We start from the raw sequence: 13873 nt of genomic DNA on the forward strand, positions 1-13873 counted from the left end.
ATGATTTCAAAAATTTTGTAGATGTTTATGTTATAAATTTCTATGCGCTCACAACCAATGCCGATCGAAAAACCACACAAAAAGTTCATAGATTGAGATTACACACAAGTTACGACCTCCTACATTTTAACTTCACCTCTATAATAGATTACTTGTCCTTTTGGGGCTTCTTCGAGGGCTAAAAATGTGGGTACTAGACTAGGATGTGGTACAATTTGACATCAACAGGATCGTAAATAAGGGCCTACTAACTGAGATACCTCTGCCTAATAACAGAGCTTTCACACCATTTTTCAAAAGAGAAAACAAAAAGTACCAAAAGAAAAGAGAGAGCTTTTCTTTCAGGTGGACGTTTAGATTGTCAAGGTTTAAAACGTTCGCGAAGGCATTTACTCAGCTCAAAACTAAAAACTTTCACAGCTCATTAAAAATCTTAATTTTAATGAACCAACTAAACATTCTCCATCATGACTCTACTTCTATTTTTCTCAAAACCTGATATATGTCATTTTCCTTCGACAAGTTCACCTATACATTTGAACCTGAAATAAAAGGAACCCATGTCAGCCATCTATATTCTCATTTCCATCAGTTTTATTGTAGCCATTGGCTTTTTAGTAGCTTTTATCTGGAGCATAAAAAACGGACAATACGATGATGACTACTCCCCCGGGGTACGAATGCTAAAAGACAATAAGAAAACCAGCACAAAACACAACCATTAGTATGCAGCGCGAAACATTCTATTACAACAATCAGTGGACACGCAACTTCCTGATTGCAACTATTGCCTGGGGTGTGATTGCCCTACTTGTAGGCCTCACCATTGCTCTACAGCTCGTTTTTCCCGACCTCAACTTGGACACTTCCTGGTTTACCTTCGGTAGACTTAGAGCTTTGCATACCAACGGGGCCATTTTTGCCTTTGTAGGAAACTCCATTTTTGCCGGGGTTTATTACTCATTACCTCGATTGCTCAAAACCCCGATGGCCAGCAACCTCCTCAGCAAAATTCACTTCTGGGGTTGGCAGCTTATCATTTTAGCAGCTGTTATTTCTTTGCCTTTAGGACTCACTTCTTCTAAAGAATATGCAGAACTAGAATGGCCAATTGACATTGCCATTGCACTTATCTGGGTAACTTTTGGTGTAAACATGTTTTGGACGATCATCAAAAGACGAGAGCGCCATCTATATGTTGCCATTTGGTTTTACATCGCCACATTCGTTACGGTGGCCATGCTTCACATTGTAAACAGCATTGAAATCCCTGTATCTTTTATGAAGTCTTACTCTGCTTTCGCAGGAGTACAAGATGCACTGGTGCAATGGTGGTATGGTCATAATGCAGTAGCCTTTTTCCTTACCACACCCGTGCTGGGGATGATGTACTACTTTGTTCCCAAAGCCGCTAACCGCCCGGTTTACTCCTACCGACTTTCTATCGTACACTTTTGGGCACTTATATTCCTTTATATATGGGCAGGCCCTCACCACCTACTTTATACTGCACTTCCCGATTGGGCTCAAAGCCTTGGAACCGTTTTCTCTATTATGTTGATTTTCCCTAGCTGGGGTGGTATGATAAACGGACTACTCACCTTGCGTGGAGCCTGGGATAAAGTAAGAGATAGTGCCGTGCTAAAATTCTTTGTGGTCGCCCTTACCTGCTATGGTATGGCTACTCTCGAAGGGCCACTTTTGAGCCTTAGAAACATTAATGCCATTGCGCACTACACCGACTGGATTCCTGCACACGTTCATATTGGTACTCTTGGCTGGAATGGGTTTATGATTTTTGGCGTGGTGTACTGGTTACTTCCTAAATTATATCAAACCAGCTTGTACTCTGAAAAACTGGCCAATACCCACTTCTGGATAGGAACTTTGGGAATCATATTTTGGGCACTACCGATGTATGTGGCTGGGTTTACCCAAAGTTTGATGTGGAAAGAATTTAACCCGGATGGAACTTTGGTTTATTTTAATTTTCTAGAAACTGTTACTCGAATTATCCCGATGTACAAACTCCGTGCTCTTGGTGGCGGACTTTACATCATTGGTATGTTAATAATGGTGGTAAATGTGATGCGCACTGCTGGCAGTGGTAAATTCCTTAGAACTGAAGAAGACAGCGCTGTACCTTTCGGTAAAGTGTTTGAAAAACCAAGAGGCGAGCACTGGCACCGCTGGATTGAAAGACGTCCAATACAGCTTATGGTATGGAGTCTTGTGGTTGTAGCTATTGGAGGTATTCTGGAAATTGTACCCACCATGATGGTGAAATCTAACATTCCAACGATTGAAAGTGTGAAACCTTACACCGTACTGGAATTAGAAGGAAGGGACATTTACATCCGCGAAGGCTGTAATGCTTGTCACTCTCAAATGGTTCGTCCGTTTAGGTCAGAGGTTGCTCGCTATGGTGAATACTCTAAAGCTGGTGAATTTGTTTACGATCACCCATTCCTATGGGGAAGTAAACGAACCGGGCCAGATTTACATAGAGTAGGAGGTAAATACCAACATCAGTGGCACTATAAACACATGCTCAATCCAATTAATACAAGCGATAAATCTATAATGCCTCGTTACCCGTGGTTGTTTGAAAACACTCTTGACACCCAGTATACACAGAAAAAGCTGGAAGTGATGGCTGGATTGGGTGTTCCCTATGAGCAGGACTATATTGACAATTATGAATTTTACTTGACTCAACAGCAAGAAGCAATAACTAATGAGTTACGTGAGCAAATCGAGGATTTAGAAATAAAGAGAGATGATGAAATAGTGGCTTTGATTGCTTATCTACAAAGATTAGGTGTGGACATCAAGGCCCAGGAAACTAAACTTGCTGAAGAAGATTAATCATGCTAAAATTCATAAAACACCACATGGAAACTATTGATGGAATATCCATTTATCCCATCATTTCCTTCCTGATATTCTTCATCTTTTTTCTCTTAATGCTCATTTATGTAATAAGAGCAGACAAAAACAGAATGAAAGAAATAGCCAACATACCGCTTGATGACGAACCTATAAACCCCATCGACCATGAAAAATAGCAGCAAATATTATTTGGGTTTTACCCTACTTGTTTTTGTCGGAGCACTTATTGTACCTTTTCTTGATAGGGGTGATGTCTCTAGCTTTATACAAAATCCGCTGACATGGATTTTGGGAGTGGCTATAGCATTTTTGATACTAGCACTCTTTGCCGTTAGTCAGGCTATGGAGGGCATCAAATACTATATCCTACGCAAAGAAGGACGACTCGAGGAACTTAAAGAATTACAAGAAGCTGAAGCTACTGGTGATGACGTTTTCTCTCGCCTATGGCAAAAATTGCAAGATGCCAAGCCAGTAGAGGAAGAGTCTGAAATTGAAATGGATCACGAGTATGATGGCATTCGTGAATTGGACAACAATCTTCCACCATGGTGGCTGTGGGGCTTCTATATTTCTATTGTATTCTCAGTAGTGTACATATTGCGTTTTGAAGTCTTGCACACAGCACCTTCAACTATTGAAGAGTATGAGCAAGATATGGCGGCCGCAGAAATCGCCAAAGAAGAATACCTAAAAACGGCTGCTAATCTTGTGGATGAAACTTCGGTAGTAATGTTAACAGATGAAGCATTGATAAAAGAAGGAGGAGCATTATTTGCTCAAAGCTGTGCAGCTTGCCATAGAGCTGACGGAGGAGGTCTCCAAGGCCCAAATCTTACAGATGAGTATTGGTTGCATGGAGGTGCTATCGAAGACGTTTTTGCAACAATTAAATATGGGGTTCCTGCAAAAGGGATGATTTCTTGGAAAGATATCATAGGGCCTCAGGAAATTCAAAAGGTGGCATCATATATTCTGAGTCTTCAAGGAACTAATCCACCAAACCCAAAGGATCCGGAAGGTGAAAAAATGACTCCTGTGCCACAGGAAACGCAGGAATCTGTGGATAGCACCATGGAAAAAACTGAGGATGAAACTGCTGAGGCGGTGATGTCTTCACTTTAGTGAAAAACGTTTTATAACGATACAGTAAACTATAAATCATGGGCGTACATATCCCAAATCCAAACTTTCGAGACCACATCGGCACCATTGACGAAAGTGGAAAACGAAAGTTTTTGTATCCCCGAAAAACAAACGGAAAGTTTACCAACTACCGCAGAATTGCCAGCTACATTTTGCTGGCAATTTTGCTATTCACACCCTTCATTCAAATTGATGGAGAGCCCTTTATGATGTTCAACATCTTAGAGCGAAAGTTCATTTTGTTTGGAAAGATATTTTGGCCTGAAGACTTTTTATTAGCCTTGGTAGCCATGCTCATTGGGGTGCTTTTTATTGCTGTATTTACCGTTGCTTTTGGTCGCCTTTTTTGTGGTTGGATTTGCCCTCAAACCATTTTTATGGAACACGTATTCCGTAGAATTGAATACTGGATAGATGGCGACAGAAACCAGCAAATGCGCTTGGCCAAGATGAAGTGGAATGCCGAGAAGATTAGAAAACGTGTATTTAAGAATGGTATCTTCTTCGCCATCAGCTTTGGAATTTCCAACATCTTTTTGATGTACATAATTGGCCGCGATGCCTGGTGGGAAATTGTGAGTGACAATCCTGTCAATCACATTGCAGGCTTGGCCTCTATGCTCATTTTTACTGGTGTTTTCTTTTTTGTATTTGCATGGTTTCGTGAGCAGGTTTGCATCATCGTTTGCCCTTACGGGAGATTACAAAGTGTGCTGCTTGATCGTAACTCCATCGTAATTGCATACGATTATGTGCGTGGGGAAATCAGAAGTAAGTTCAAGAAAAGTGAAGATAGAGAGGCCGTAGGCAAGGGTGATTGTATTGATTGCAATCAATGTGTCGAAGTATGCCCTACAGGGATTGACATCAGAAACGGCACCCAGCTTGAGTGTATCAACTGTACAGCTTGTATGGACGCCTGTGACCACGTGATGGACAAAATTAACCGTCCTCGAGGCTTGATTCGCTATGACAGCGAAAACAACATTGCCAACAATACCAAGAAAATACTCACCGCTCGGGTGATTGGCTATCTGGGTGTGTTAGTAATTCTTACCGGGCTATTCGGCTTTTTACTAGCAGGGAGAACAGCTGTAGACACTTTGATTCTAAGAACTCCAGGTCAACTTTACCAAAAGGTAAGTGCCGATACGCTGAGCAATTTGTACAATTACAAGATGGTGAACAAGACTGCCGAGGATATGGAGCTGGAAGTGAAATTACTTGAGCCAAAAGGTAGATTACAGCTTATTGGGGCAAACCCAATAGAGCTGGGCAAAGGGGATTTGAGCGAAGGAGCCATGATTATCTTTTTGGCAAAAGATGACCTTGAAAGTAACAACACCGATTTGAAGATTGGTATCTTTAAACAAGGCGTGATGATAGATGAAGTAGAGACAAGTTTTAATGGGCCCATAGTTAGGAGGTAGGCCCTTTTCAATCGAAAAACATATTATGAAATTTAATTGGGGAACAGGAATCGCACTTACGCTTGTACTTTTTGCCATGCTTATGGGCTTTATGGTTTACAAGGCCATGCAGCAGGATTTTGATTTGGTGAGCGAAGAATATTATGCTGATGAATTGGTGTATCAAGATATCATCAATCAAAAAACAAATGCTCTAAAACTTGATGGAAGGGCTAAGCTCCGAATGACGGATGAGCAGGTTTTCTTAGTGCTTCCCGCAGATTTAGATGGCAAAACAAAAAGCTTTGCAGTGCAAATGTATCATGAGCAAGAAGCTGACAATGATTTTAACTTTGAAAAAAAATCAACTACCGAAAATCAGTTTGCGATACCTTTTACAACCTTCAGCACTGGTAAATGGATAGCTAAAGTAAAACTCAACTGCGAAGGTGTAGACTACTACTTTGACCCTGAAATAGTTTTTTAACATGCTGTGGAGTGCTTTCCTTTTGGGTCTTGTTTCATCGCTGCACTGCTTTGGTATGTGCGGCCCTTTGCAAGCTGCGGCCTTGGGGGCATTTCACAAAAATGTGAACACCGGGTATATTGCACTATATCATAGCACAAGAATACTCACCTATGGCGTGCTGGGCTTACTTGCCGGGGTGATTGGCAAAGGCGTGGGCTTACAAAGCTGGCAACAGGAAACCTCCATTCTAAGCGGCCTCTTACTTCTTTTCGCTTTCGCGGGATTCTATATACTCAGGCTGGATAAAAAGCTTCTGAAAGTACTGTATCCTCTTATTAGCAGACTTCGTACAGGTCTGCAAAAAAACAAATCTGCACGAGCCCTCTACTTTAGCGGAAGCGGCCTCATAAACGGCTTACTGCCATGCGGCATGGTTTATCTAGCAATTTTCCCGGCCATGAGTTCTGCCAATCTTGGCGCTTCATTTTTTTATATGATTCTGTTTGGAGCGGGTACCTTGCCCTTGCTCATTTTGGCGAATATTGGAGCACTGAAGTTTTTATATACCAATGGAAAGATGGTACAAAAAATCATCCCTGCCATGGTGGTGATTACCGCCCTACTCCTTATCCTTAGAGGAATGGACTTAGGGATTCCCTATGTTTCTCCACAACAACCCGTCTCAGGAGCCAGTACCGAGGTGTGCAAATAAACCGAACATTCTCATTTTATGGATGTTAAGTTTATATGAGCCTTAAAAATGCCATAGGATTTTCATTCGTTTTCCTTGCTGTGTATAGCATTGTCATCATTTCAAGTTTTACACAAGGCGCTTTGTTTTTGCTTGGCCTTTCTCCTGTGCTGGTAATTTGTTTGGTTTTTAAAACACTGAAAGAGCCATACACCCCCACCCATACTTTTGAGGAAAGATTTTATGAAGATTATGATTACAATAGAAATCAGTAGAGCTTCTTCTGTTAGTGCTTTGCGCCCTTGTGCTCATTCGGCTACAGCCAAATAAAACTATACCGCCTTACTGAATGTAACCTGCTGCTTGTGCCTGTCCATTCGGGCATCCAGAGTCCTGCAAATATTTCTGACAAAGCTTTTACCCAAGCTTGTAACTTTCACCTGATGTGGAAAGACCTTTAGCAAACCATCGTGCTCCAATCTTGCAAATGCCTTCTGAATTTCAAAGGTAAAATGCTCCTTTTCGCTAAACCAATTTGTCTCATCATTGCAAATCAAGTTTAAGATATGCTTGCGCAAACGTTGGTCTTCATTGGTAAGGAAATGCGTTTTTATAACGGGAGGTAAATGCTCCGTTTTTACCCTTAGTAAATACTCCTTTACCGTTTTTTCATTTTGGGCGTAAGCCGTCCAGCTGTCGCTAATGCTGCTGGCGCCAAGTGCAATGCACAGGCTAGTATGATAAGGCGTGTAGCCCATGAAGTTTCTGTGCAGCTCTCCTTTCATGAATGATTGATATAACTCATCACCCGGCAAAGCAAAATGATCCATACCAATGTCTTTGTAACCCATCTTTTCCAATCCTGATTTTCCCTGAAGGTATAAGTTCAGCTTATCCCTGCCCATTGGCAAATCAGCTTCGGAATAGGCGCGTTGTGCTTTCTTTACATCAGGAATGTGGGCGTAGCTATAAAAGGCAATTCGGTCGGGTCTAAATTCTTCCAGCAATTGCAGGTTAACAGCAATGTGCGCGGAAGTTTGTTTGGGCAACCCATATATCAAATCAAAATTGACAGAAGTGTAGCCCAACTCACGTGCTTGCGTAGTTACCGTGCGTATTTCTTCAATAGTTTGAAAGCGATTGATGATGCGCATTATTTCTGCATCAAAATCTTGCACACCAATACTTATCCGGTTAAAACTTAATTCACGTAAAGTTTTTAGGTGGCCGTAAGTTGTACTGTTGGGATGCGCCTCAAAACTGAAGTCATATTTCTCTGCCACCTCAGCATCTTCCAGTAGACCTTCCACCAGCTTCTTTAGGTTTTCGGGAGCAAAAAATGTGGGTGTCCCACCACCTAAATGGATTTCTCTAATCACTGGTTTTTCGGGAAGACGGCTGGTGTACATTCTCCATTCTTTGAGTACAGCATTTACATAAGGCACTTCCACCAAATGATTTTTGGTAATGTGCTTGTTGCAACCGCAATACGTGCACAACGCTTCGCAGTAAGGCAGGTGGATGTATAGGCTTATTTCCTTGTTCGCGGCAAAACTCATCTGCACATGTTCCATCCACTTTTCGGCACTAGTTTGGGTAGTATCCCAAAGAGGCACGGTGGGGTAGCTTGTGTATCTGGGTACAGGAACATTATATTTTTCTAACAGCTTAACATCCATAATTTAAAGTCTTAAAATACTTGTCAAAAGTACTTTGCCGCATTCTCCATGAAAATGATAATTGTCAGGCAATCGCCCAGTTATTTGTCATTATCTACCATAAAAAAACGGCCCCGCATTGCTGCGAGGCCGTTCTCAAAAAAATCTATTGTAAAGAAAAATCACTAGTCGATCACTATACGCTGTGTTACATTCAGTCCTTTACCTTTTAGGCGTACCATATACACCCCATTGGCTTTGTTCTGAAGTTCAACTTTGTGCGCAGTTCCTGGATTAATGTCTCCTTGCTGATAAATTACTCTACCGCTAAGGTCTACCACTTCAATCGTGTATGCACCAGAGCCATCAGTCACATTTACATTAAATGATCCCTTGTTTGGATTAGGATACATTTCTATACCTGCATTGTACTCATTTTCTATGATGCTGATACCTGCCACCGTAATTACGATAGTGGTATCATCGGTGTTTCCACAACGATCGGTTACAGTAAGCATCACATTGTAAGTCCCATTGGTAGTATATGTACCTTGAGCATTCATACCTGTTCCTGTACTTCCGTTATCAAAATCCCAATCGTAGCTAAGCCCATCACCTGTAGATCCCGATCCGTCAAAATCAACCATTGCGTCAGCCAAAGTAGTTGCCGTTTGTACATTGGTGAAACTTGCCAATACTGGCCCTACTGAGTCAGTTTTGAAAGTAGCAACCGAAGATGGATTACTTTGATCCATACTACAGCTATCCACTACATAAACGTCATACTCTGTGTCTAGCATCAATCCGCTGATAGTTTGTGGGCTTGTAGCATTCGCTATTATAGTTCCACTACCAAATGCAAAACCTTTTGCACCATATTCTATATAGCTGGATGTGCTAGCTGCATCACTCGTCCAACTTACTTCTACTGAATCACATGATGCATTAGCTACTGCTACAGCTGTAGGTGAAAGGCAAGTTACAGGATCTCCTACATAGAATGCATCTAAAGCAAGGTCTCCTGCACAACATCCACCTGAAATAGCAGTAAAGGCAACCTTTATCGATTGGTTCATATAACCTGCTAAGTCAACAGTGTCATTAATCCACAAATCACTGCTTGATGATTGTTGGCTACCTACAATTGAATCAACAGTTACCCAACCGCTTCCCGCGTCTATGGCCACATACATTTTATTGATATTACTACCATAAAAATGGTAAGCAAATGTCATAATAGGTGTACTCAAGTTTGAAAGATCAATTTGGGGAGAAATCAGTTGAGTTGAATCTCCACTCAAACCACTAGATGCTTCAGCATAAACGAAGCTACCACCGGTAGTATCGCTGTCTGGCCCAGTGCTACTAGACCCAGTAGAAGTAGATCGTACTCTCCAGCTATAGCTAGTTCCGCTATTTGGTGTTCTTTCCCAGCAAAGGCCAATTTGACTATTTGTTGCACTAAAGTCCGCGTCATCTGCTACCCAATCCGCTGCATCAAAATTCTGTACATAAGGAGCAACAAATGGATTACATAATGTAACAAAACTTACTGGCCCAGTCCACTTACTTGTGTCTGTAGCGCTACAGCTATCTCTCACATAAAATTCATAGCTCGTTGCTGAGTTCAATGAACTTAAGGTAATGGTATCATTAGTAGCCTGTACTGTAGAGCCAGTACCCTTTATAAAGCCTGTTGGACCATATTCAATATTATAGTTGGTAGCACCACCAGATGTCCAATAAATGTCCGCACCGCTATTTGTTATTGAACCTGCAACAACTCCTAAGCTTGTAGGTGCCGGGCAAGTTGGAGGCGTACAGAAAGTAAACGGACCTACCCATGGACCAGAGCCTATTCCTGAACAAGTATCTTGAACATAAAAACTATAGCAAGAATCAGCACCTAAACCTGTAAGAGTATATGGGTTAGTTGAAACTCCGCTAATTTTATTTCCGCTACCAGAAGCTTGGTTAAACCCTGGAGGTCCCCACAGGATGTTCCACAAAGTACCATTAGATGTCCATTTCAAAACAGCTGAATTAGGTGTAACCACACCCGTATCAAGTGCAGAAGCTATTCCACATGGTAATGTGGATACCGAAAAATTATCAACAGCCCAGTAGTAAGCCCAGTTCGCATTATAGTAATGAAAACGCACTTTAAAATCTGCATTCGCATGTGCGGTAACATCAATAAACTGATGGTCTGGATTACCAAAAGCACCAATATCTGAAGACTGCTTTAAGATATTTACCCATTGTGTACCGTCCCATACGTCTACTGCAGCTGTATCACCTAATGCATTATAATATTGATCAAATTCAAGAATCAAAGCAGTAGTACCCGGCAAACCTGAAGCATCAATAGCCGGAGACTCAAGCATTTCATCCATATCAACTCCAATGCCTGCGCCATCACTATCTACAAAGGCGAAACCTGTGTCATTATCCAAAGTTTGAGCTCCGCTAAATGAGTTATATTCAGATACCCAGTTCCAAGTATCATTGCTGGTTCCTCCATTTTGAGTAACTACAAAACAGCCAAGATCTGTGTCAAATGATTCGGTATATGGTATTGTTTGTTTTAGACATGTTGTGCTTACTGTAAGAGGTCCCAAAGGCAGGCTGTTTCCAGCTGAACATGTATCATATACATAAAAATCATACAGAGTTTGGGTAGTAAGGCCATTTGCAATTGCAAATGTATCTGTAGTTGATATGCCAGTTCCTGTTCCTGGAGTAAAACCAGCCGGACCGTATTCCACTCCATAACTTACACCAGCGCCAGGGTTCCAGGTTACAGCAATGGAATCTGATGAAGTTGCATAAGCTACAAGATTTGATGATGGCTGACATAAAACTTCATGAATAAGCAAATTATCTATACCCCAATACCATGCGTAGTTAGCTTCGTAATAATGGAATCTAACTTTTAAATTGGCATTAGCGTAAGCACTAATATCTATAGACTGGAAATCTGGATTTCCAAATAAACCGGCAGAAGCAGATTGCTTAAGCACATTCACCCATTGAGATCCATCCCAAACATCCACTGAAGCAGTATCACCTAGATTTCTGTAGTATTGATCAAACTCTAATACCAAGGCACCAGTTATTCCAGAAGCATCAATTTCTGGGCTTTCTAATATTTCGTCCATATCCACACCAGAACCTGCTCCATCACTATCCACAAAAGCAAAACCTGGGTTTCCATCAATAGTTTGTGGTCCGCTAAACAGGTCTGGGTAATCCAGTACCCACTCCCATGTGTCGGCTGTTGTCCCTCCATTTTGAGTTACAGACATACACCCAAGGTTGGCACCAAAACTTTCGCTATATGGCAATGATTGTACAAGGCAAGTGGTGTTTACACAACCACCTTCGGTTGTATCACTTAGACCATTTGTTCCGCAATCTTCAAAAACACTAAACTCATAGCTAGTAGAATGAGACAAGCCATGTGCAATAAAACTTAAAGTTGAGGAAGTATCAATATTAACTCCAGATGAAGCTTGATCGAAGCCGCATGGACCCCAGTAAATATACCAAGGGCCGCTTCCGGCAGCACTCCAGTTTACAGTTATGCTATCCGACTTTACGTTAGTATAGGCCACATTCCCAGGGCTGGCACATGCCGGTGGAGTAAAAGTCAATACTTGATTGCTAACTACGGTGTCAATCGAAGAATTCTCCGTAGTATTAGATGCAGTGGGTGTACCTGTATTAATATCTGTTACAGAAAGAAAAGTACTTGCTCCACTTAAACCAATAGAGGCATCGGGACTAGTTATGCAGTTTGCACATTCCCAACGATAATGAAACTCAATAACATTGGTAGTTTCATATAGCTTTACCTGAAACGATACTACAGAGTCTGTAGAATTATAACTCCATTCCCAGTCTCGCCACTCAAAAGTGAAAACACGATTTGGAGCTACCCCGGTAACTTCGTAAGCTGCCGCTGAAGTATTCGCTCGACCATCATGATCATCCCATAATGGTGCAACTAACGGGCGTCTAATTCCAGACCCATTATCCAAATCATTAGATAGGGTAGAACTAGCTCCAACTACGAATGACAAAAAGCCATCAGAAGCTACGGATGCTGAGTCATAGGCCACACCTTCAAAATAGAAATCAAAACCTATGGCTACGGTATCTGACCTGGTATCAGCGAGAATATCCACAGCCGTTGCTGACCCTCCTAGTGGAGTATAAGTACTTGTGGAGGTGCTAAACGCATAGTCTCCTGCTTGACCGAATAACGGCCCGCTACCAACCAGTGCAACCAACACCGCGGTAGCTTTGAGTAATTTTTTTAACATATAAGTAAATTAGAAATTGGGTTATTAAACATCGAAGTAAGTGAAAATCCACAAGACTAAAAAGTTAATTTTCTCCTACTATGTCAATAAAATGGCGGATTTTCCTTTTGAGAAGAGCTGCAAAGTCTTATACCGTAAGCTATACGTGCATAACAAATATGTGCCGCCATGAATTTTGCACACTGCTTAATTTATCATTTACCTTGCGCCACTCGAATCACACAAAGGGAAATGATAAAAAACATACTATTTGATTTTGGTGCTGTCTTAATTCCGATTGACGAAAGCCTCACTTGGTCAGCATTTCAGGAGCTTGGCGCAAAGGATGAACTAAAGGATCAGCAGAAATTATTTCAGAAATACGAAAAGGGAAAAATTTCTACCTCAGAATTTTTAGCTCAAATTCAACCTTACTTCTTTAGAAAAATATACCCACCCCAACTGGGCGAAGCTTGGAACTCAATGTTAAAACCACTCCCAAGTGAGCGCGTGAATTTTCTGAAAAGACTAAAAAAAGAATACAGAATATTTCTACTTAGTAATACGAATGAACTTCACATAAACCATATTAAGCAGCAAGCGGGTTTATTCGAATACAAGCAATTTATCAGTCAATTTGAAAATGTGCACTACAGCTATGAAATGGGCATGCGTAAGCCAGACGCTGAAATATTTGAAAAAGTATTGAAAGACAATAACCTTGTGGCCGAAGAGACTTTTTATATTGATGATGGAAAGAAGCACATCAAAACTGCAAAATCACTGGGAATAGAAACCTGGCACTTTAAGCCCGAGGAAGATGATATTAACGATCTTCGCAAAGTTCTATCAAAACTCCATTCGTAGTTTTTGGGTGCATAAAAGCAACAAGCTTATTATCGGCACCGTGCTTTGGCTCTTCATTGAGCACCGTAAAACCTTCAGCTTTTAAGCGCTTTATTTCAGCTTTAATATCAGATACAGCAAAGGCGATGTGATGTATTCCCTCGCCTTTCTTTTCTATAAACTTGGCTATGGGGCTATCAGGGTGGGTAGCCTCTAGCAATTCTATTTTATTGGGGCCAGTTTTAAAGAATGAGGTCTTCACGCCTTCACTAGCCACCTCTTCCATCTTATAATGTGGCTCACCAAATAGGCTTGCAAAAAGTTTATTTGAAGCTTCAATGTCTTTTACGGCTATTCCTATGTGTTCTATTTTGTCCATGGGGAATGTTAAAAGTTGTAGGTTAAATGTTATACAAGGTTAAGGTCAAAAGCAATCGTTACATGTTTGTAGAATT

12 protein-coding genes are annotated in these 13873 nt (G+C 41.2%); 9 read left to right on the forward strand and 3 right to left on the reverse strand.

The features are described 5' to 3' along the window. The first annotated feature begins 560 nt into the window (after positions 1–560). The 8 genes from ccoS to OWEHO_RS10320 are packed head-to-tail and all read left to right on the forward strand — an operon-like array spanning position 561 to position 6882. Positions 561–725 (forward strand): cbb3-type cytochrome oxidase assembly protein CcoS, encoded by a 165-nt coding sequence (ccoS, locus tag OWEHO_RS10285; protein WP_014202408.1) that lies wholly within the window; start codon positions 561–563, stop codon positions 723–725. A gap of 1 nt (position 726) precedes the next feature. Then, positions 727–2868, forward strand: coding sequence for a cytochrome-c oxidase, cbb3-type subunit I (gene ccoN, locus OWEHO_RS10290; protein ID WP_014202409.1), 2142 nt, complete (start codon positions 727–729; stop codon positions 2866–2868). A gap of 2 nt (positions 2869–2870) precedes the next feature. Then, positions 2871–3068: a CcoQ/FixQ family Cbb3-type cytochrome c oxidase assembly chaperone gene (locus OWEHO_RS10295; protein WP_014202410.1), complete on the forward strand. Its 198-nt coding sequence runs from the start codon at positions 2871–2873 to the stop codon at positions 3066–3068. After that, positions 3058–4017 (forward strand): cbb3-type cytochrome c oxidase N-terminal domain-containing protein, encoded by a 960-nt coding sequence (locus OWEHO_RS10300; RefSeq protein ID WP_014202411.1) that lies wholly within the window; start codon positions 3058–3060, stop codon positions 4015–4017. The genes OWEHO_RS10295 and OWEHO_RS10300 overlap by 11 nt, the downstream gene beginning before the upstream one ends. Positions 4018–4055: 38 nt before the next feature. Beyond that, the gene (gene ccoG / locus OWEHO_RS10305; protein ID WP_014202412.1) at positions 4056–5468 is read left to right on the forward strand and encodes a cytochrome c oxidase accessory protein CcoG; all 1413 of its coding nucleotides are present in this window, start codon (positions 4056–4058) and stop codon (positions 5466–5468) included. A 25-nt stretch (positions 5469–5493) separates the two neighbouring features. Beyond that, positions 5494–5934, forward strand: a complete 441-nt coding sequence (locus OWEHO_RS10310; protein ID WP_014202413.1) for a FixH family protein — start codon at positions 5494–5496, stop codon at positions 5932–5934. Position 5935: 1 nt separating this feature from the next. After that, positions 5936–6628 (forward strand): sulfite exporter TauE/SafE family protein, encoded by a 693-nt coding sequence (locus OWEHO_RS10315; RefSeq protein WP_014202414.1) that lies wholly within the window; start codon positions 5936–5938, stop codon positions 6626–6628. 35 nt (positions 6629–6663) lie between these two features. Further along, positions 6664–6882, forward strand: coding sequence for a hypothetical protein (locus tag OWEHO_RS10320; protein ID WP_014202415.1), 219 nt, complete (start codon positions 6664–6666; stop codon positions 6880–6882). A gap of 57 nt (positions 6883–6939) precedes the next feature. Here OWEHO_RS10320 and hemN read toward each other — a convergent pair whose 3' ends face one another. Together hemN and OWEHO_RS10330 are read right to left on the reverse strand one after the other, a co-directional pair. After that, the gene (hemN, locus tag OWEHO_RS10325; protein WP_014202416.1) at positions 6940–8286 is read right to left on the reverse strand and encodes an oxygen-independent coproporphyrinogen III oxidase; all 1347 of its coding nucleotides are present in this window, start codon (positions 8284–8286) and stop codon (positions 6940–6942) included. Positions 8287–8450: 164 nt separating this feature from the next. Next, positions 8451–12593, reverse strand: a complete 4143-nt coding sequence (locus tag OWEHO_RS10330; protein WP_014202417.1) for a PKD domain-containing protein — start codon at positions 12591–12593, stop codon at positions 8451–8453. Positions 12594–12824: 231 nt separating this feature from the next. Between OWEHO_RS10330 and OWEHO_RS10335 the strand changes: the two genes are divergently transcribed. Further along, on the forward strand, positions 12825–13439 hold the full coding sequence (locus OWEHO_RS10335; RefSeq protein WP_041627554.1) for an HAD family hydrolase: 615 nt from the start codon (positions 12825–12827) through the stop codon (positions 13437–13439). Here OWEHO_RS10335 and mce read toward each other — a convergent pair. Next, complete coding sequence (gene mce / locus OWEHO_RS10340; RefSeq protein WP_014202419.1) at positions 13399–13797, reverse strand: methylmalonyl-CoA epimerase; 399 nt, start codon at positions 13795–13797, stop codon at positions 13399–13401. The genes OWEHO_RS10335 and mce overlap by 41 nt on opposite strands. Positions 13798–13873 lie beyond the last annotated feature (76 nt).

This window comes from Owenweeksia hongkongensis DSM 17368 (assembly GCF_000236705.1).
GTDB lineage: Bacteria > Bacteroidota > Bacteroidia > Flavobacteriales > Schleiferiaceae > Owenweeksia > Owenweeksia hongkongensis.

Excerpts from the sequence above, each read along its gene's own strand:
- OWEHO_RS10330 (WP_014202417.1), bottom strand. The coding sequence starts at position 12,593 with ATGTTAAAAAAATTACTCAAAGCTACCGCGGTGTTGGTTGCACTGGTT.
- OWEHO_RS10335 (WP_041627554.1), top strand. The coding sequence starts at position 12,825 with ATGATAAAAAACATACTATTTGATTTTGGTGCTGTCTTAATTCCGATT.
- OWEHO_RS10315 (WP_014202414.1), top strand. The coding sequence starts at position 5,936 with ATGCTGTGGAGTGCTTTCCTTTTGGGTCTTGTTTCATCGCTGCACTGC.
- OWEHO_RS10295 (WP_014202410.1), top strand. The coding sequence starts at position 2,871 with ATGCTAAAATTCATAAAACACCACATGGAAACTATTGATGGAATATCC.
- mce (WP_014202419.1), bottom strand. The coding sequence starts at position 13,797 with ATGGACAAAATAGAACACATAGGAATAGCCGTAAAAGACATTGAAGCT.
- OWEHO_RS10310 (WP_014202413.1), top strand. The coding sequence starts at position 5,494 with ATGAAATTTAATTGGGGAACAGGAATCGCACTTACGCTTGTACTTTTT.
- OWEHO_RS10300 (WP_014202411.1), top strand. The coding sequence starts at position 3,058 with ATGAAAAATAGCAGCAAATATTATTTGGGTTTTACCCTACTTGTTTTT.
- ccoS (WP_014202408.1), top strand. The coding sequence starts at position 561 with ATGTCAGCCATCTATATTCTCATTTCCATCAGTTTTATTGTAGCCATT.
- hemN (WP_014202416.1), bottom strand. The coding sequence starts at position 8,286 with ATGGATGTTAAGCTGTTAGAAAAATATAATGTTCCTGTACCCAGATAC.
- ccoG (WP_014202412.1), top strand. The coding sequence starts at position 4,056 with ATGGGCGTACATATCCCAAATCCAAACTTTCGAGACCACATCGGCACC.
- ccoN (WP_014202409.1), top strand. The coding sequence starts at position 727 with ATGCAGCGCGAAACATTCTATTACAACAATCAGTGGACACGCAACTTC.
- OWEHO_RS10320 (WP_014202415.1), top strand. The coding sequence starts at position 6,664 with ATGAGCCTTAAAAATGCCATAGGATTTTCATTCGTTTTCCTTGCTGTG.